Here is a 19,054-nt window from a genome sequence, read left to right on the forward strand (position 1 = left end):
CAGCCAAACGGCTGGGTTTTTTGTTGCGCGCTCGAAAGCGCGCCATGACCAGCCCCGGGCATCCTGTGCTCGGGGCTTTTTGGTTGTGTGGTCTCTGGAAAACGCGGGAGGGAAACAAAAAAGCCGCTTATCAAACGCGGCTTTTAGATCGGGATCAATCCCGCTGATGTTGGCGAATACCGCCTGCCCAGGTTTCATAGATGGCGCGGTCATCGGCCAGCATCATGAGGGCGAAGAGGCGCTCGCCCAACGTGGTGCAGTGTTGGATACGGCGCTCAAGCAGCGATGTGGCATGGGGATCGATCACGACAAAATCGGCTTCGTAAGACGGGGCGAGCTGCCCAATGTGATGATCCAGCGAGAGCGCTTTAGCGTTACCGTGGGTCAAGCCGTAAAACCCCTGCCAAGCCGTCAGCGGCTGCCCCCGCAATTGGCCAACTTGATAGGCGCTTTTCAGCGTCGCGAATCCCGAAAGATCGGTACCGGCGCCAATATCACTGGCGTAGGTGAAGGACATTCCTATCTCTTTCGCTGCTTCTCGATCAAAGAGTCCGCTGCCTAGGAAAAGGTTGGAGCTTGGGCAGAATGCAATATTGGCGCCTCGCTCGGCCAGCCGTTGGCGCATACCGTTATCCAGGTGAATTCCATGGGCAAAGGTGCTGCGAGGTCCGACGAGTCCAGCGTCTTCATACACGGAGAGGTAGTCTCGGCTGCCCGGGAAAAGCTCGGCTACCCAGTCGAGTTCTCCGCTATTCTCAGCAAGATGCGTTTGTAGCCATAGAGAAGCGTCATTGCGCAGAAGCGCGCCTGCCGCATCCATTTGGGTCTTTGTCGATGTCGGCGCAAATCGAGGTGTTACGCTGTAGCCTAAGCGTTGTTTGCCGTGCCAGTCTTCGATCAAACGCTCGGTATCGGTAATACCCGTTGCACCATCCATCAATGCGTCGGGGGCATTACGATCCATCAGTACTTTGCCGACAAGCATGCGTAATTGGCGTTTCTGGCAAGCGGTAAAGAATGCATCGACCGACCCTGGGTGGCTAGAGCCGAACACTTGCGCGGTCGTGGTGCCAGCTCTCAGCATTTCGTCTAAAAACGCGTTGGAGAGAGCTTCTGCATGGGCATGATTGGCAAAGCGACACTCTTCAGGGAACGTATAGTCGTTGAGCCAGTCGAGTAGCTGGCGACCATAGGAGGCCATGATATCGAGCTGGACATAGTGCACGTGGGTATCGATAAAGCCAGGCATGATGAGTTTGCCACGATAATCGAGCACCTGACTGTTTGAGGGTAACTGTTCGATGATATCCACGTAGTGGCCAACTGCGTGGATATGACCCTCTTTTAGCCACAGAAGACCATCGCCGTAATGCTCGAGGCTGCCAGGTGTCGGAAAATCGTCGTCCCCTGGATCACGGGCAAAGCTCACCAGCTCCGCGCGGATAAACGTATCAGTAGAAGTCATATTAGCTCGAATGTGTCGCTGTATCGTTGAATAGAGAGCGTAAAGCTACGGGGTCGAGTCCGCGGGTTTGCCGATCGATGGGTTGATCGGTTAACCATAACAGTTCGGTCACGACGGTCATGGCAATCGCATAGGGCGTTTTATTGCTGAGTTTGGTGCCGTGAACGGCGCCAATGGGGCAGCGGACTCGCTGAATCTCATCCGGTGAAAAGCCATCACGCATCAAGCGACCTTGAAAGCTCGCCCATTTACTGTCCGAACCGATCAGTCCAATCGTGGCGAGGTCCGGGCGTTTCAGCAGTGCTGAAATGAGCGCGTAGTCTTCGTCATGGCTGTGGGTCATGACGAGGGTATGGCCACCGGTAGGGAGGGCGTCCATGACGGAGGTCACACTCGCCAACGTGTAACAGTTAAGACGTGGCTGTTGGGCATCTTGCTTGGTAAAACGGTCGGGGCGACTGTCATACCAATCGATTTGCCAGGGAAGTGGCGCGCTCAATTTGACGATTTCTCGACCTACATGGCCCGCACCAAATAGCGCAATCCGCTGGGGGGCGCCTGGAAAGACCTCAAGCAGCACATTGACAAAGCCACCGCAGCACTGACCGCTGCGTCCGCCTAGTGAAAATGCCTCAAGATGAATGCCGGCTTCCCCTTGCTGTAATAAGGTCCGAGCGGCGCTAATGGTTTGCCACTCGAACGTACCGCCTCCCAGCGTGTCGATAATGGCGTCATCGGTAATGACCATGCGAGCCCCCGGCTCGCGTGGCGTCGAACCTGCGCTGGTCACTTGTGTTGCAAGGACATGTGGCGTACCGCTTTGCTGTAAACGGTGCAGAGCAGCGTGCCACGTTTCATGCGTTGGCGTCATAGTGTTTTTTTCCTGATGGCATTGGCTGCCATCATGACTCTTTCTGGTGTGGCGGGCGTATCCAAGTGGGGGGAAAGGCGATAATCCGTCAGGCTCGACAGCGCGTCTCTTAACGCCGACCACACACAAATACCTAGCATGAAGGGGGGTTCGCCCACGGCTTTCGAACGGTATAGGCTTGCCATGGAATTGGGGTGTCCCTCTAAGAGGGAAACGTTGAATACACGAGGTAAGTCACCGTAGGTGGGGATTTTATAGGTAGCCGGTCCATCGCTAATCAGCACGCCTTTATCGTTCCATTTGAGCTCTTCACTGGTCAACCAGCCCATCCCCTGAATGAAGCCCCCCTCGACTTGACCGATATCGATCGCTGGATTGAGCGAATTGCCTACGTCATGCAAGACATCGACTCGGTCGACCAAGTACTCTCCACTGAGTGTGTCCACGCTGACTTCGGCCACCGCGGCGCCGAATGCATAATAGTAGAAGGGGCGGCCTTGGCCCGTCGCTCGGTTATAGTGAATCAACGGCGTCGCATAGAACCCTTTTTCCGAAAGTGATACGCGGTTTAAGTATGCCGTTTGGATGAGTTCGCCCCACGGTATGCGACGCTCGCTCTCTCCGATGCCTGCGACCAGCATGCCGTTTTCCAGTCGCATGCCTTCACGATCCATTCCACCTTCGAAATGCTGGGCAGCAAAGTCGAACAGCCGCTCTCGCAGCTTGCTGGCAGCATCTCGGGCAGCCATACCGTTGAGGTCCGCGCCGCTGGAGGCCGCCGTAGGAGAGGTGTTGGGGACTTTATCGGTACGTGTTGCGCTGATTCGCACGCTGTCCAAGTCGAGGCCCAATTCTCGGGCCACCACTTGGCAAATTTTGGTATGCAGCCCCTGGCCCATTTCAGTGCCGCCATGATTGATCATGATGCTGCCGTCGGTGTAAACGTGCAGCAGCGCCCCTGCTTGGTTGAGATGCTGAGCGGTGAATGAAATGCCAAATTTTACGGGGGTGAGCGCAAGTCCTTTTTTGATGATGGGGCTCGATGCATTGAAGTCGCGTAACTGTTGGCGCCGAGTCCAGTAATCGCTGCTGGTTTCCAGTGTGTTCACGAGGGTATGCAGCAGCTGTTTTTGATCGACTTGCTGCCCGTAATGCGTCGTATCACGACCATCGCGATAGAAATTGCGTTTACGAATGGTCAGCGGGTCTTCGCCTACTTGGCGGGCAATGTCATCCATCGCCGCCTCAATGATCATCATACCCTGAGGGCCGCCAAAACCACGGAAGGCGGTATTGGACGCCGTGTGGGTTTTGGCACGGTGGCCGGTAACCCGGGCCTCGCCCAGCGAGTAGGCGTTGTCGGCGTGGAACATGGCGCGATCCACGATGGCATCCGAGAGGTCGGGTGAATAGCCACAGTCGCCAATCACCGTAATATCGCCTCCCTGAATGACGCCACGTGCATCGATCGCCAGCTGATAACGATTATGAAATGGGTGGCGTTTGCCCGTGATGCGCATGTCGTCACTTCGCGTTAGACGAAGCCGTGTCGCCCTACCAGTGCGGCGCGCAATGATGGCAGCGATACATGCCCAGGGCGAGGCTTGGGTCTCTTTTCCCCCAAAACCGCCGCCCATACGGCGCACTTCCACTGTTACAGCATGAAACGGAACACCAAGCACCTCCGCGACCAGTTTTTGCGTCTCGCTTGGGTGCTGATTGGAGGTGTAGACCATGACGCCGTCATCTTCCGTGGGCACCACGACGCACGCCTGGCCCTCGAGATAGAAGTGCTCCTGTCCTCCGATGAACAGTTCGCCTTCAATCAACTGCTCGGCATTTTGCAGGGTGGCTGCCCAGTCTCCACGGGCTTGCACATGGGTAGGGCGGACTACGTCTTGACGCTCGGCGGCGGCCACGGGATCCAAGCTGGCAGGCTGCTCATCGATTTGCAAAGAGGCCAACTTGACCGCTTGACGAGCGGCCTGAAGGGACGTGGCTGCCACGGCAAAGAGGCACTGTCCGGCGTAGCTGATCTCATGGTCAACGAAAATCGGATCACCGGGAAACACGGGGCCGATGTCAGTATGGCCAGGCACATCATGGAAGGTAATGACATCGACCACACCTGGCGCGCTGCGCACCGCGTCCAACCCCATCGACGTTAGCGTCCCATGGGCAACGGGCGATAGCCCTAGCGCTGCGTGTAGTGCATCCTGGGGCGTTTTGAGATCATCAATGTAGGTCGCTTTACCAGTAACGTGTTTCTCGGCGCTTTCGTGGAAGCTGGAAGTGCCGGCTTGGCGCTGCCCATGGCTGTCAACCGTATGGCGAGCCAGTGGCCCGGCCCCTTGAATGTGATCGTTCAATTCGCGGCGAGCGCGGCGGCTATCGCCATCAAGCTTAGTGAGCGTACGCATGGAGCATGACCTCCTGTGTCGGTGCTGAAAGCGAAAGGTAGAGACGTTCCATGAGGTTGGCAGCGGCCTGCTGGCGATAGCGCTGGCTGCCACGGACATCGTTCATTGGTTGGAAGTCGCTCCCCAGCGCCTGCTGCGCAGCTTGAAAACTTTCCTGCGATAGCGCTCTGTTCGTCAACGCCGCTTCTGCATGCAGGGCACGTTGAGGAACCGCGGCCATGCCACCAAAGGCGATCCGCACGTCGCTCAAAACGCCACCCTGTAAGCGATAATGGAAAGCACCTAGCACGGCGGAAATATCGTCCTCACGTCGTTTGGAGAGTTTCCACACTTTTAGCTCGGCATCCTCTGCTAGCCGCGGGATGAAAATACGGCTGATGACCTCATCGGCGGCGAGCGCTGTCTTTTTATACGCTAAGAAGAACTCACTAAGAGGCAGCACGCGGCAGCCATCTCGATGCGTCAGCTCCAACGACGCGCCCAGGGCCAACAGCACTGGCGGCGTATCTCCAATGGGCGAAGCGTTGGCGATGTTACCGCCTAAGGTGCCTCGATTGCGCACTTGCTGCGAGCCCAGCCGGTGAAGCAGGTGGGCAAACGCTGGATAGTGCGCTTCAAACAGCGGCTCTAGCTGGGAGTAAGTGACGCCTGCGCCGATCCACCAGCCGGACTTACCATTCAGAGCGGCCTCTTCGATATGGCGCAGCGATTCGACGTGGGTGACGTCGATCAATTGATTCAATGTGGCCAGCCGCTGAGTGTTTTCAAGCCACAGGTCGGTAGCGCCAGCCACCAAGCGGGCCGATGGGTAGCGGCGGCGAAGCGCCGTGAGCTCTTCCAACGTGGCGGGTTGGGCAAAAAGCGCGACGTCGTCGTCTGGTGTATTAGACGGACTCAGCGCCACGGTCGCTGGTTGGCTGGCGTCGAACCACTGCGGCGTTTGCCATGGATGAGACGACATGCTCAGGGCGGCATCCCGAATGGGGCGGTATCCGGTACAGCGGCAGAGGTTGCCACCCAGCGCTGCCTCCAGCCGTTCCGGCGTCAAGGGCGCCGGGCGTTTCTGCTGTTGGGTATGTAGTGTAAATAGCGACATGACGATACCCGGCGTACAGAAACCGCATTGGCTTCCGTGGCACTCGACCATTGCCCGCTGCGCAGGATGAAGCTCTCCGTTCGCTGATAGACCCTCTACGGTGAGTAGATGCTGGCCATGCAATTGATGGGCAGGGGTAATGCAGGCGTTAAGGCTCAGAAAATCCGAGTCGGCCGGGCTTTTAATCGCGACGGTGCACGCGCCGCAATCCCCCGAAGCACAGCCCTCTTTCGTGCCGGTCATGCCCAAATGATCGCGTAACAGCGTTAGAATACTGGTATCCGGGGACACCTGACACTGGGTCGGGGTGCCATTGAGCAGAAACTCAATTGTTGCCATGCCAAACTCCGTTATGATTGTTCTGACCGATCGGTCAATAATGTTGAGCTTGGGACAAAACGGCGCCTCTTGCAAGAGTTTGTTAAATGAATGTGTCATGCACTTTTAGTGTGCATTTCGCTACAAAACGCACTGTGATGCGGCACGTTAACGAGACAACGATGACAAGTTCGCCTGAGAGCGATCACAAGGAGCTTACTGAATGACGGTGGATACCGCGAACCCAGAAAACGCCAGCAGAGAACGCATCGAACAGACCATATTGAGCGCTGCAGAGCAGGTGTTTTCACAGCACGGTTATCGGGGGGCCAGTCTTCAAGCCATTGCCGATCAAGCCCAGTTGCCCAAGGCCAACATTCTCTACTACATGGGTAGCAAGCAGGCGCTTTACGTCCGTCTACTGAACCGAATGATGAAGCGCTGGAACGCGGTACTCGAAGATATTCATGAAGAGAGTGATCCCGCTCAAGTACTGAGCGATTTCATTCGCACCAAAATGGAGCTTGGGCAGCGCTATCCGGAAGGGTCCAAGCTCTTTGCTGCGGAAATTTTAGCGGGCGCTCCCTTTTTAAAAGAGTATCTATCAGGAGAGCTCAAAGCATGGGTGGCGTCTCGTGCGGCGATCATACGTGAGTGGTCGCGACAGGGAAAAATGGACGATGTGGACCCACGGTGGTTGATATTTCTGATCTGGTCAGCTACCCAGCACTACACGGAATATAGCGCCCAGGTGTCCGGCATCCTCGGGAAAGCGTCGCTAAGCGAAGCGGATTTGGCGTCCGTTTGCCAGTTTCTGGAACACGTCATTCTCAAAGGCTGCGGTATTGCAACCTCCGGCCATCTCACGCGCTGATTTATGAGTACATCGCTTCCTATCGATCAGCATTTAACGGCACTCGAGTGCGCATTGGCGGATCAGACGCGCTTGATTCTCGTGGCGCAGCCAGGGGCTGGTAAAACCACCCGCGTACCGCTAAGGCTTCTTGAGAGTGACTGGGCCAAGGGGCAGAGGCTGCTGTTACTCGAGCCGCGGCGAGTCGCCGCCAAGCTTGCTGCCACTTTCATGGCCGACCAGCTCAATGAGCGCGTAGGCGAAACCGTTGGGTATCGAATGCGGGGCGATAGTCAGATCGGACCCCATACGCGGCTGGAAGTGGTCACGCAGGGGGTGCTGACACGCATGCTGCAAGAGGATCCGCTGTTAGAAGGCGTGGCAGGCATCATTTTTGACGAATTCCATGAGCGCAGCATCGAGGCAGATCTAGGATTGGCATTGGCACTCGATGTGCAAGAGAGCGTGCGCGATGATTTTCGACTGCTGGTTATGTCTGCCACGTTGGACGTGACAGCGCTGACGCGGGTATTGGGAAGTGAAACGCCCGTCATTGAAAGTCAGGGACGAGCATTTTCCGTCGAGACTCACTACCGCCCACTGGCAACGAGCGAGTCGCTCACTGCCGCCGCGTTGAGAGTGATTCACGAAGCTCTGTCACGTCCCGTTAGCCAAGACATACTGGTCATATTGCCTGGCGTGGCGGAGATCTCTCAGCTAGTTGCTGCCGTGGACGGGAGCGCTTTGGATGTTGAGGCTCTACCGCTGCATGGCAGGTTGCCCTTGGATGCGCAGCAGGCTGCTATGCGACCTCATGGTGCGCGCCAGCGAGTGATCGTTTCAACGGCCATTGCCGAGTCCAGTGTCACCATCGATGGCGTGAACTGTGTCATCGATGCAGGGTTAGAACGCGTGCCGCTTTTCAATTCCCGGACGGGATTGACCAAGCTGACGACACGGCGTGTGAACAAAGCGAGCGCCGATCAACGTCGTGGACGCGCCGGTCGGCAACAGCCGGGGACGTGTTACAGGCTCTGGGCGGCTGAGCAGCCTCTGGTGGGGTACGCTGAGCCTGAAATACTGCAAGCCGACCTATCCAAATTGGCGTTAGAGCTGGCGCTGTGGGGCGTACGTGAGCCAGACGAGCTATCCTGGGTCACGTCACCTCCTGAAGGCGCATGGCGAACGGCTCAAGATCTCTTAAAACGGCTCTGCTTACGAGTGCCCAACGGTGGATTGACGCCGCTTGGTAAACAGAGTGCTGCACTTGCCCTGACACCGCGTTTAGCCGCCATGCTGCTGGGGGCGCGAACGCTGCAGGCAACGCCCTTGGCGTGTGCGTTGGCCGCGTTATTAGAGGGGAGGGAGCGGATTCAAGGTTCACTGCGTGATGCGCTGGTTCAGCGGCTTCGTCAGCCCTCGGCCTTTCCACAGTGGCATCGGGAGGCGACCCGTTTGTCTCGGCTCATGGAAACTAAACTCCCATTGGAGATCGATCTGGAGCCGCTTGGCGCGTTACTTTGTCTGGCATACCCTGATCGCATCGCGCAATGTATGTCGCCTGGTCGTTTCAAGCTGGCGAACGGCAAAACGGCCACGCTGCCCGAAAATCATTCACTTGCACAGCAGGCTTGGCTCGTGGCGGTGGCGCTAGAGAGTGCGACCAGTGACGCCAGAATGTATTTGGCAGAGCCCATTACGCTTGCCACGCTAGAGAGCCTTTACCCTGATACGCAGCAGTGGGAAGAGCGAATACGCTGGTCGGAAGAGCAGGGCAAGCTGGTGGGAGATGCCGTTCAGCGGCATGGCGAACTCATCTTGGCCTCCCGGCCGTTACAGCAGTTGTCAGCTGAGGCGATGGAGCAGGCGCTTTTGACCGCGCTGAGACAGCGTCCTCACCTAGTGATGACCGACAACGTTCGCCAATGTCAGGGGCGTATGGCACTGCTCTCACGGATATGGCCCGAGCAGTGGCCCGATTGGTCCGAGACTGTCTTGCTGGGCACATTAGACATCTGGCTAGCGCCCTATGTCGTTGGGCTGACGCGCCTGGCTCAGGTCGAAAAGTTGCCATTTCATACCTGTTTATTGAACACGCTGGCGTGGGAGCAACAGCAGCAGATGGAGCGCTTGGTGCCGACGGCGCTAACCGCGCCAAGCGGCAATACCGTCGACCTCGATTACGCGCCGTGTCGTATAGAGGAGCAGTCGCCGATACTCGCGTTGAAGCTTCAGGAGGCTTTTGGTTGGCAGCACACGCCCACCGTCGTCGATGGGCGTGTGCCGATCACGCTTCACTTGTTGTCCCCGGCGAGGCGCCCGCTCCAAGTGACCCAAGATTTGCAGAGCTTTTGGGTCAATGGCTACCCCGAAGTACGCAAAGAGATGCGAGGGCGGTATCCAAAGCACCCTTGGCCCGAAGATCCCTTATCCGCTCAAGCCACGGCACTTACCAAGCGACGCAAAGGATAAGCCGTTACTAGCATCAGTCGTTATCTTCATCGTTTCGCGGTGTGTCAGGGAGCTCACCCGGTTTACGATAGCGAACGCCGTCAGCATGAGGCTCTTCGTACTGGCGGTTCTCATCCTCGGCCACAACACCCAAGACGGTTTCTTGAGAACCATCCGGCCACGTATAGGTAGTGCAGCCAGCGAGCGATAGAAGAGGAAATAGGGCAACACATAGGGGCAACGCGATTCCACGATGCTTGGGCATAAACGACTCCATTGACAACCCATTGCAGAATTAGCAAATGTCGGCTTAGTGTGAATTGGCCGACGATAGGCCGCAAGCTTAATTACGCTGCGGGCGTACTGATAAAAGATGGCGTAGGGTGTTAATAAAAAGCAGTCTACAGTGTTGTTTTTCCATCGTGGTCCTGTACAGCATTTTTCGCTCGCGTACTCAGGCGGGTTGCCTGCGTCAATGGCCTTATATGCCTATGTCTCCCTCGGCACTGCTTTTCTCACAGCATGATTCATGAAATTGCCTATCCTCAATGAGAGCCAGGTGCTCTACGACGGTTGCCCAATCGAGCATTAACCCACTCAACCGTGAGGAAAGCGCTATGTGGTCAGTGATCAAGTCAGTACTGGCAGCGCTCATAGGCGTCCAGAATGATCGTCAGCGGCAGCAGGATTTTTCTAGTGGCAAGCCTGCAATCTTCATCATAACGGCGGTCGCCGTCACGATTGTGTTCGTGCTAATGCTGCTTGGTGTGGCGATCTTTGCAGCACGTTGAACCGTTGAGAAACATCACGCTTGTCGAGCGTGACGAATGCCATATGTTTTCTATACTCAAATGACATCACTTAATCCTGACCTAATAAAAGGGTTGGCGAGAACAACAATAACAAGGAGGCGGCTATGCACCTACCGTGGCGATGGCTTCTCACCATGTCCAGTGTCGCAAGTATCTCCCAAGTGCAAGCCAGTAGCTGGAATATGCCGGTCGGCGTAACGGATGTCAGCCGCGATATTTTTGGCCTTCACATGACCATTTTCTGGGTATGTGTGGTGATTGGCGTCGTCGTCTTCGGTGTCATGTTTTACTCCTTGTTCCGCTATCGTCACTCCAAGGGAGCCAAGGCTGCCCGCTTTCATGAACACACCTCCGTGGAGGTGCTCTGGACGGCCATTCCGATCCTGATACTGGTCGGCATGGCGGTGCCCGCAACGGCCACGCTCAAAAACATGTATGACGCTTCTGAAGCTGACCTGGATATCATGATTACCGGTCAGCAGTGGCGCTGGCGCTACGAATACCTGGGTGAGGATGTTGCGTTCACTTCCAACCTAAGTACCAGCCGCGAACAGATCCGTGGCGAAGAAGAGAGAAGCGAGCATTATCTACTCGATGTGGATGAGCCTCTCGTGTTGCCCATCAATCGCAAAGTGCGCTTTTTGATGACGTCCGATGACGTCATCCACTCTTGGTGGGTGCCCGAGCTGGCCGTCAAACAAGACACGATCCCTGGGTTCATTAACGAAAACTGGGTTCAGATCAACGAGCCCGGCATATATCGCGGGCAGTGTGCCGAACTATGCGGGGTCAATCATGGCTTCATGCCCATCGTGGTGCATGCCATGGAGGAAGCGGAGTTTGAGACGTGGCTTGAGGAGCGTAAAGCTGCTGCCGAGCAGGAAGCGATGGGGGTCGATCGTGAATGGGCGATGGAAGAACTCATGGCTCGTGGCGAAACCGTCTATCAATCCATCTGCTCCTCTTGCCATCAAAGTGAAGGGCAGGGGGCTCCCCCCGCGTTCCCTGCGCTTGCAGGCAACGAACAGTTGATCAATGACTTGGATTGGCATTTAGGCCGTGTCATCAACGGCGTGTCGGGCGCGGCCATGCCAGCCTTCCGTAGTACGCTGAATCCGGTAGAGATAGCTGCGGTGGTGACATACACGAGAAATGCCTGGGGAAATGATACGGGGGATATCGTTCAGCCAGCGGCAGTGGCCGAACGTATCGCGCAATAAGCGTTAAACAACGTCTTCTAATAATACGATAAAGTGCGGAGAGACTTATGGCGCCCAAACTACCTCCACAACACCCGCTGCAGCACAGTTCGACGGCCGTTGCGGGCAGCCAGTCTCAGGAGGGGCACGCTCACCACGCCCCACCCAAAGGCATCTTGCGATGGTTGCTGACCACCAATCATAAAGAGATTGGGTCCCTGTATTTGATTTTCTCACTGACGATGTTTTTTGTCGGTGGGATCTTTGCGCTGGTGGTGAGAGCGGAGCTATTCCAACCCGGTTTACAGCTGGTCGAGCCTGAGTTCTTTAATCAAATGACCACGATGCACGGCTTAATTATGGTCTTTGCAGCCGTGATGCCCGCTTTTACGGGGCTCGCCAACTGGATGATTCCCCTACAAATTGGCGCGCCAGACATGGCGTTACCGCGACTCAACAACTTCAGTTTTTGGCTTTTACCCGTTGCCTTTGCTCTGCTGCTTTCTACCTTACTGATGCCGGGCGGCGGCCCTAATTTCGGCTGGACCTTCTACGCGCCTTTATCGACGACCTATGCGCCGGCTTCCACGACGTTTTTTATCCTGGCGCTGCATATCGCGGGGATTAGTTCGATTTTAGGTGCCATCAACATCATCGCGACCATTCTCAACATGCGAGCCCCTGGTATGCGGATGATGGACATGCCGCTGTTCGTCTGGACATGGCTCATCACGGCCTTTCTGTTGATCGCCGTCATGCCGGTATTGGCGGGGGTCATCACCATGATGTTGATGGATATCAACTTCGGTACCAGCTTCTTCGATGCTGCGGGTGGGGGAGATCCCGTGCTGTTCCAGCATCTGTTCTGGTTCTTTGGGCACCCGGAAGTTTACATCATGATACTGCCAGCGTTTGGGATCGTGTCAGCCATCATTCCAACGTTTGCGCGTAAACCGCTGTTTGGCTACGCCTCGATGGTATATGCCACTGCGGCCATCGCACTACTTTCGTTTTTGGTTTGGGCCCACCATATGTTCATCGTCGGTCTACCGCTGACCGCCGAGCTGTTCTTCATGTACTCCACCATGCTGATCGCCGTGCCCACGGGGGTCAAGGTGTTCAACTGGGTGACCACGCTGTTTCGGGGTTCGATCAGTTTTGAGCCACCCATGCTGTTTGCGCTGGCGTTCGTCGTGCTATTCACCATAGGCGGCTTTTCAGGGCTGATGCTGGCGATTGCCCCTGCCGATTTCCAGTACCACGACACCTATTTCGTAGTGGCACATTTCCACTACGTACTCGTGCCTGGCGCTATTTTCGCCATCATGGCAGGCGTGTACTACTGGTTACCCAAGTGGACGGGGCACTACCCCAACGAACGTCTGGCGCAGTGCCATTTCTGGTGCTCCATCATTGGCGTCAACCTGACTTTTTTCCCGATGCACTTCGCCGGGTTGGCAGGTATGCCAAGGCGTATTCCCGATTATGCGCTGCAGTTTGCCGACTTCAATCTGCTATCCAGCATTGGGGCGTTTTTCTTTGGTGCCTCACAGCTCCTCTTTGTACTTGTGGTCGTGCTCTGCGTGCGAGGCGGGCAGAAAGCCCCTGCGAAAGCTTGGGAAGGCGCCGTAGATTTAGAGTGGAGCGTGCCCAGCCCGGCGCCGTTGCATACGTTTGACACGCCTCCCGTCTTTCATCGTGCCCAAACTCATGACTAAGCAGTGAGTGTCGGCCTAGGTGGAGGTATGAGCATGGCTATCGAGGGGTATCAAGAAGCGGGAGTGAGAAAAACGGTCGTGCGAAGCGTGGCGGCCCTGGTAGGGATGTTTGCCTTTGCATTCGCCTTGGTGCCCCTCTATGACGTGTTTTGCAAGGTGACCGGATTGAACGGCAAAGTCGATACTACTGCCCAGGCCATCGTACATGAGGAGGTCGATCAGTCGCGCTTCGTCACGGTGCAGTTCATTACTCGTGGCAGTGCCGGTTTACCCTGGCAAATGAGCGTCGAAACGCGGCAAATGCGCGTTCATCCAGGGCAAACGGCAGAGGTGGATTTTACGTTCACCAACAACAGTGCCGTCAAGAGTTGGGGGCGAGCCGTGCCCAGCGTGTCTCCCTCCAGTGCCACGACATATTTACGCAAGGTAAGCTGTTTTTGTTTTCAAGAGCAGCAACTGCAGGGAGGCGAACGGCTCACCATTCCGCTCGTTTTTCAGTTGGCCAGAGACCTGCCTGAAGAGATCAACACCATCACCTTGGTATACACCCTATACCCAGTACAGCGCATAGCGCTCCAGACGGTCCAAAACAATAACTCGGCGGGGGATAACATATGAGCAGCGGCAGCTACTACGTTCCTGCTACCAGTCGGTGGCCCATTTTAGGCTCACTGGCGCTTGGCGCCATGATGCTGGGTATCGGTATTCAGTTGGTGCACGATACCGGAGCGCCACTGATGGTCATCGGTGTCCTGGGGGTAGTGAGTGTGATGGGTCTGTGGTTTCGCGATGTCATTCATGAATCCATGGGTGGCCTCTATGATGCTCAGATGGACCGGTCATTTCGCTGGGGGATGGGCTGGTTCATTTTTTCCGAGGTGATGTTTTTCGCCGCCTTTTTTGGTGCCTTGTTCTATATCAGAACCTTCACGTTGCCATGGCTCGGTGGTGAGGGGGCCAAAGGTGTATCAGCGCTGCTTTGGCCAGATTTCGTGCCGCAGTGGCCGCTGCTCAATCCGCCCGATGCGTCGGTATCAGGGCCGACCAGCGTGCTTAGCCCTTGGCAACTGCCTCTGGTCAATACGCTCATACTCGTGACGTCCAGTATCACGCTGACCGTCGCACACGAGGCTCTTAAACTAGGCTACCGGCAAACCTGTCGCAACTGGCTGGCGGGTACGGTGCTGTTGGGTATCTGCTTTATCGTCATCCAAGGTGTCGAGTATTACGAGGCTTATCACCACTATGGCATCACCCTGGAGGCGGGGATTTTCGGCGCTACCTTTTTCATACTCACGGGTTTCCATGGCCTTCATGTGATCATTGGCACTCTGATCTTGGCAAGCATGCTCGTGAGGATCGTCAAAGGCCACTTTGCTAACGATCACCATTTTGGCTTTGAGGCGGCCTGTTGGTACTGGCACTTCGTGGACGTGGTCTGGGTGGGGCTCTTTATTTTCGTCTATGTGTTCTAGGAGGCTATCCAAGCTCGCCTGATAAAAAGCCAATGAGAAGCAGTGCCACCAGCAGGCAAGCGAGAGCAATACGCCATTTCAGTGATATGAGCAGGCGCCTGGAAGTGCTGTCATCACGAAGCAAAAAGCCTGCGCCTGCGGCAAGGCTGGCCACCATTCCGATAAATACCACGGCGATGAGTAGTTTTAACCACATGATCAAGCCCTCTCGTTATCCAGTCAGACTTTATGTCTGGTATTTGTTCTGGGGTGTGGTGGTCACGCTCGGTCTCGTCTTAGGACTATGGCAGTGGGAGCGGGCGGATGACAAGCGCGAATTATTGGCCAGCAGAGCGGCTGCTCCTGTGATGATCGAGCCCACCGATACACCCGTCGAAGGCGCACAGGTACATTTACGTGGCAGATATCTGTCGGAGCATACGCTCTATTTAGACAATCGAATGACGGGAGGTCGGTTGGGCGTTGCGGTGCTTACACCGCTCAGAGATAGGTACGGGCAGCTATGGTTGGTTCAGCGAGGGTTTTTAGAAACGGGGCCCAGCCGAGAGGCACCCTCTACATCGACGCCTGTCGGCATGATCGACGTCTCTGGGGAGTGGCAGAATGCACAAGTACAAGGCCCCCTTTATGGCGCTAATCGAGAGGGTGTCAGGCTTCAACAGCTTAGCCTTATGCCATGGGAGTCGACGCTAGGCGCATTCAGTCATCAAGGGTGGCTGCATGCAGAGGAGGGAGCCGGTACGCTGACACCTTGGTGGGAGCCAAGTGTGATGCCGCCCAGCCGTCATCTTGGCTATGCCGTGCAGTGGTGGGCGTTGGCCTTAACGGCTTTCATGATCATGCTGTTTGGTGGACACCGTTTGGTCGCCGACAATCGCGAACGCTATCTAGGAGGACGCTAATATGCCACCCCATCGTCCCGTACGCTATCCAAGAACCAAGCTGCTGCTACTGTTCGTGATTTTTGCTGCTCCCATTGTCACCGCTTGGGGGATGGTGACTTGGCATGTGGGCATTCCTCAAGCGCACACCGCCCATGGCCAAGTCACGCTAGACGTTCCTTCTTTACATGAATGGCCATTGACGTTGCCGGCGCCTGCCTCTGAGCGGTGGACGCTGGTATTCGATTGCGGCGCGCACTGTGAACAAAAGCAGGACGAGCTTTGGCGTTTACACCGCGCCTTGGGGCGGGAGGCACCACGCCTGCAGCGATTGAGAATCGGTGGGGAAGCCGCTGCATTGCCGGGCGAAACGGTCACCAGTTGGAAACGTTCCCCTGCGTGGGGTGACGCCAGCAGCGTGTGGTTGTTCGACCCGATGGGTAGGCCCGCCCTTGCTTTTGACGACGCAACGGCTGCCGCCGACATCCTCGATGACATACGTCATTTGTTTAAAGTCAATCCACTATAGCCCGTGCCCGGCTACTCTTAGCCGTAAGGAACTATGATGCATAGCGACCCACAGCGCCGTCTTCGCTGGCTTGTATGGTTGACGTTGTCAGGTACGTTACTCACTGCCTGCGTGATATTGGTAGGTGCGTGGACGAGGTTGGTAGATGCCGGGTTAGGCTGTCCGGACTGGCCAGGTTGCTATGGAAAGCTCATCGTCCCCGATAGTGAACATGCGGCGCTCCAGCATCCTGATGCCCCGTTAGAACCTTTCAAAGCGTGGGTAGAAATGGCGCACCGCTACGTGGCGAGCTTTCTAGGCGTCATCGTGCTCAGCGTGGTGGCCTTGGGTTGGCCACTGCGAACGCGTAAGGGGTATCCGTGGCGTCTCAGCCTGTCACTATTGCTCGTCATTCTCGTGCAAGGCGCGTTTGGCGCCTTTACCGTTACCCTCAAGCTGTGGCCTCAGGTGGTCACGCTTCACTTGCTGGGCGGACTCAGCGTTTTAATGGTGTTTTTCTGGTTGCATCTTCGGTTGCGCAGCATTCGGCAAGGAAGCGTTTCCTCGGGCGCTGCAGGCAACGTGCTCTGGTACGCTGCTGGCGGGGTACTAGTGCTTCAACTCGCGCTAGGCGGCTGGGTGACCAGTAACTACGCCGGTATTGCTTGCCAAGGATTTCCAACTTGTAACACGCACTGGTGGCCCAGTATGGATCTCAGTGAAGGGTTCCACCTAACACAAACCGTTGGTCCCAATTATCTTCATGGTCAATTGCATGCCGATGCCCGCACGGCGATTCACATGGTACATCGGCTGGGGGCGCTTTTGTTGGGTATGACGCTACTGCTGCTCTGGTGGCGTTACCGGCACATCAAACAAGTTGCGAATGCACTGGTGGGTGTGCTGTGTGCCTATACGCTCCAAGTGGGGCTAGGTGTCGCTAACGTGCTGTTGTGGCTGCCGCTTTGGCTAGCGTTACTCCATACCGCTGGCGCTGTAGCACTCGTGTTGAGTCTTGGATGGGCTTGGTGGTGTTGGTGCTATCGTGTCAGTGTGCGGGAGATGGCGTACTCTATGCCACAGAGAGACGAGTTGGCTTCTCGTTACAGCTAAGCGTGGGTTTGGAGGCTTTAGAGGGGAGTGACAGTGAATGGTGTTGGTCTAACTCCGCTAATTAGGTGTACAATTCTCGTTAAGCTATTTATTTCCCAGTCAGTAGGGGCTTTATGAGTTCAACGGTTGCACTTTTACTGCTCGTCGTCGCCGTTTTGATCATTATCGGTTTGGGAGGCTATGCCTACAAGCTTCGTAATGAGGTGAAGCGCCGCGAGGCATTTCGTTTGGACGAAGAGCGTCGTGCCCAACAGAATAGCCTGGAAAATCTCGATTACGTCGTCAGTGCCCTCGTCCAAGAGCAGGTCGATATCACCGAGGGTTCTTGGCGCTGTAAAGTGTTACTCGAGATCATCGACCCAAGCCTTGCTGAGCGTCCTGAATTCCAAGCGTTTGCGGACGTCTATCATCGTACGCGTCACTTGAAGACTCACTCAGCACGTAAGCAGTTGACCCCTAGGGAAAGAATGAAAGAAGACAAGGAGCGGCTCGCCGTCGAAGACGAGATGCGCCCTGCGGTGCTTGCGGCTGCGGCGGCAGTGATTAAATGGCGCGCTAAAGGCCCCTCCGCTCTGCATTGAAATTTTTTTAATGCCAACGATGTCAGCTTTGCTATGCTGGTAGGGTCGGTATTGGCAAGAAGTTGATATCTCGGCATTGTTGCCTTCTAGCGCTGAAACGTTAATGATAGGCACCTTGTTCGTTTCATGGGGTAGGGTTCCTAGACCTGAAACAGAACAGCGAAAAATGGATGCTCTCGCCATAAGAAGCATTGGATAGATTTGGTCTTTTAGACCATGTCAGCATTGGATCAAGAAGGAGTCTTGCATGAAAAAATCAACGACTGGCTTGCTCATCGGTTCTGCATTAGTCGTCGGCCTATCAGGCTGCGCTAGCTCGGCCTCTCAGTCTTCCAGCCAAGACGGCGCCAACAGCGGTCAAAGCTGGTATCAGCACCCGGCCGTTTGTGGCCTGGCGGGCAGCATCATTGGCGGCAGCATCGGCTACGCCACCAGCAGCAGCTCTGATGAAGACGCGGGCGCTGCGACGGGTGCCGCAGCGGGTGCTGCGATCGGCGGCCTGCTGTGTGCAGACCGTACGCCTGAGCCGGTAGCACCTCAGTGCCCGAGCTATGGCGAAGTGCCTGCTGGTGTTGCTGTCGATGCCGAAGGCTGCCCGCTGGACTCCGACGGTGACGGCGTGCCGGACTACCGCGACCAGTGCCCGGGTACCCCGGCTGGCGTCGAAGTCAATGCCAACGGTTGCCCGCTGGATTCCGATAACGACGGCGTTCCGGACTATCGCGACCAGTGCCCGGACACTCCGGCTGGTGTAGAAGTTAACGCCCTGGGCTGCCCGGCGAGCGTTGTGCTGCGTGAAGTCAACTTCGAGTTTGATTCTGCTCAGCTGACTGCCAACGCGCAAAACGTTCTGAACGGCGTTGCTGAGCGTCTGGTGAACAACCCTGACGTACGTGTCAGCATTGAAGGCCACACCGATGCTCGTGGTTCTGACCAGTACAACAAGGATCTGTCACAGCGTCGTGCAGAGTCTGTGGCTGCTTACCTGAATCAGCGCGGCGTAGAGGCTGACCGCATGCGTGCGATTGGTTACGGTGAAGAGCGTCCGGTAGCGACTAACGACACTGAAGAAGGTCGTTTCCAGAACCGTCGCGTAGAACTGGATGAGTGGAACTAATTCACTCGACTGTACCCTCAATGGGTAGTGTCGTCGGCGTCAGCGTCGACGACACCCTTTGATACAGAACGGGAGGCTCATGCCTCCCGTTTTATTTTACGATGTCATAAAGTCTGATAGGCTTGGCAGCCTTTAATACGTGCTGAATACCCCCGACCATTGATAGCGAAATGTGA

At 56.1% G+C, this 19,054-nt stretch carries 18 protein-coding genes; 12 read left to right on the forward strand and 6 right to left on the reverse strand.

Annotated elements, in window-relative coordinates:
* Positions 1 to 154: 154 nt before the first annotated feature.
* The 4 genes from guaD to xdhA are packed head-to-tail and all read right to left on the reverse strand — an operon-like array spanning position 155 to position 6,191.
* A complete protein-coding gene (guaD, locus tag CTT34_RS08390) occupies positions 155 to 1,465 on the reverse strand; it encodes a guanine deaminase (RefSeq protein ID WP_159342014.1) in 1,311 nt (436 codons plus the stop codon).
* Between the two features lies 1 nt (position 1,466).
* Entirely contained in the window at positions 1,467 to 2,336 is an 870-nt protein-coding gene (gene xdhC / locus CTT34_RS08395; protein ID WP_159342015.1) for a xanthine dehydrogenase accessory protein XdhC, read from the reverse strand.
* On the reverse strand, positions 2,333 to 4,756 hold the full coding sequence (gene xdhB / locus CTT34_RS08400; protein WP_159342016.1) for a xanthine dehydrogenase molybdopterin binding subunit: 2,424 nt from the start codon (positions 4,754 to 4,756) through the stop codon (positions 2,333 to 2,335). Before xdhB ends, xdhC begins: the two co-directional genes overlap by 4 nt.
* Positions 4,740 to 6,191, reverse strand: coding sequence for a xanthine dehydrogenase small subunit (gene xdhA / locus CTT34_RS08405; RefSeq protein WP_159342017.1), 1,452 nt, complete (start codon positions 6,189 to 6,191; stop codon positions 4,740 to 4,742). The genes xdhB and xdhA overlap by 17 nt, the downstream gene beginning before the upstream one ends.
* Before the next feature lie 202 nt (positions 6,192 to 6,393).
* Between xdhA and CTT34_RS08410 the strand changes: the two genes are divergently transcribed.
* Positions 6,394 to 7,044 carry a TetR family transcriptional regulator C-terminal domain-containing protein gene (locus CTT34_RS08410; protein ID WP_159342018.1) on the forward strand — a complete coding sequence of 217 codons (651 nt, stop codon included), beginning with the start codon at positions 6,394 to 6,396 and terminating at the stop codon, positions 7,042 to 7,044.
* Between the two features lie 3 nt (positions 7,045 to 7,047).
* Positions 7,048 to 9,495, forward strand: a complete 2,448-nt coding sequence (gene hrpB, locus CTT34_RS08415; RefSeq protein WP_159342019.1) for an ATP-dependent helicase HrpB — start codon at positions 7,048 to 7,050, stop codon at positions 9,493 to 9,495.
* A gap of 13 nt (positions 9,496 to 9,508) precedes the next feature.
* Here hrpB and CTT34_RS08420 read toward each other — a convergent pair whose 3' ends face one another.
* Positions 9,509 to 9,739 carry a hypothetical protein gene (locus CTT34_RS08420; RefSeq protein ID WP_159342020.1) on the reverse strand — a complete coding sequence of 77 codons (231 nt, stop codon included), beginning with the start codon at positions 9,737 to 9,739 and terminating at the stop codon, positions 9,509 to 9,511.
* A gap of 352 nt (positions 9,740 to 10,091) precedes the next feature.
* Here CTT34_RS08420 and CTT34_RS08425 point away from each other — a divergent pair, with 352 nt between their 5' ends.
* The 5 genes from CTT34_RS08425 (at position 10,092) to CTT34_RS08445 (ending at position 14,678) form a co-directional block, all read left to right on the forward strand.
* The gene (locus tag CTT34_RS08425; protein WP_159342021.1) at positions 10,092 to 10,265 is read left to right on the forward strand and encodes a DUF2970 domain-containing protein; all 174 of its coding nucleotides are present in this window, start codon (positions 10,092 to 10,094) and stop codon (positions 10,263 to 10,265) included.
* A 125-nt stretch (positions 10,266 to 10,390) separates the two neighbouring features.
* Positions 10,391 to 11,506 (forward strand): cytochrome c oxidase subunit II, encoded by a 1,116-nt coding sequence (coxB, locus tag CTT34_RS08430; protein WP_159342022.1) that lies wholly within the window; start codon positions 10,391 to 10,393, stop codon positions 11,504 to 11,506.
* Positions 11,507 to 11,553: 47 nt separating this feature from the next.
* Positions 11,554 to 13,203 carry a cytochrome c oxidase subunit I gene (gene ctaD, locus CTT34_RS08435; RefSeq protein WP_217352991.1) on the forward strand — a complete coding sequence of 550 codons (1,650 nt, stop codon included), beginning with the start codon at positions 11,554 to 11,556 and terminating at the stop codon, positions 13,201 to 13,203.
* Positions 13,204 to 13,236: 33 nt separating this feature from the next.
* Entirely contained in the window at positions 13,237 to 13,821 is a 585-nt protein-coding gene (locus tag CTT34_RS08440) for a cytochrome c oxidase assembly protein (RefSeq protein WP_159343738.1), read from the forward strand.
* Positions 13,818 to 14,678: a cytochrome c oxidase subunit 3 gene (locus tag CTT34_RS08445; protein WP_159342023.1), complete on the forward strand. Its 861-nt coding sequence runs from the start codon at positions 13,818 to 13,820 to the stop codon at positions 14,676 to 14,678. The genes CTT34_RS08440 and CTT34_RS08445 overlap by 4 nt, the downstream gene beginning before the upstream one ends.
* A 4-nt stretch (positions 14,679 to 14,682) precedes the next feature.
* Here the strand turns inward: CTT34_RS08445 and CTT34_RS08450 are convergent, their stop codons facing one another.
* Positions 14,683 to 14,874, reverse strand: coding sequence for a DUF2909 family protein (locus tag CTT34_RS08450; protein ID WP_159342024.1), 192 nt, complete (start codon positions 14,872 to 14,874; stop codon positions 14,683 to 14,685).
* Here CTT34_RS08450 and CTT34_RS08455 point away from each other — a divergent pair.
* The 5 genes from CTT34_RS08455 (at position 14,873) to CTT34_RS08475 (ending at position 18,878) form a co-directional block, all read left to right on the forward strand.
* The gene (locus tag CTT34_RS08455) at positions 14,873 to 15,580 is read left to right on the forward strand and encodes an SURF1 family protein (protein WP_159342025.1); all 708 of its coding nucleotides are present in this window, start codon (positions 14,873 to 14,875) and stop codon (positions 15,578 to 15,580) included. The two genes, CTT34_RS08450 and CTT34_RS08455, sit on opposite strands and share 2 nt — an antisense overlap.
* 1 nt (position 15,581) lies before the next feature.
* On the forward strand, positions 15,582 to 16,088 hold the full coding sequence (locus CTT34_RS08460) for a hypothetical protein (protein WP_159342026.1): 507 nt from the start codon (positions 15,582 to 15,584) through the stop codon (positions 16,086 to 16,088).
* Positions 16,089 to 16,124: 36 nt separating this feature from the next.
* Positions 16,125 to 17,180, forward strand: coding sequence for a COX15/CtaA family protein (locus CTT34_RS08465; RefSeq protein ID WP_390620273.1), 1,056 nt, complete (start codon positions 16,125 to 16,127; stop codon positions 17,178 to 17,180).
* Between the two features lie 113 nt (positions 17,181 to 17,293).
* Positions 17,294 to 17,761 carry a DUF2489 domain-containing protein gene (locus tag CTT34_RS08470; protein ID WP_159342028.1) on the forward strand — a complete coding sequence of 156 codons (468 nt, stop codon included), beginning with the start codon at positions 17,294 to 17,296 and terminating at the stop codon, positions 17,759 to 17,761.
* A gap of 247 nt (positions 17,762 to 18,008) precedes the next feature.
* Positions 18,009 to 18,878 (forward strand): OmpA family protein, encoded by an 870-nt coding sequence (locus tag CTT34_RS08475; RefSeq protein WP_159342029.1) that lies wholly within the window; start codon positions 18,009 to 18,011, stop codon positions 18,876 to 18,878.
* Positions 18,879 to 19,054: the final 176 nt, after the last annotated feature.

The organism is Halomonas meridiana, assembly GCF_009846525.1.
GTDB lineage: Bacteria > Pseudomonadota > Gammaproteobacteria > Pseudomonadales > Halomonadaceae > Vreelandella.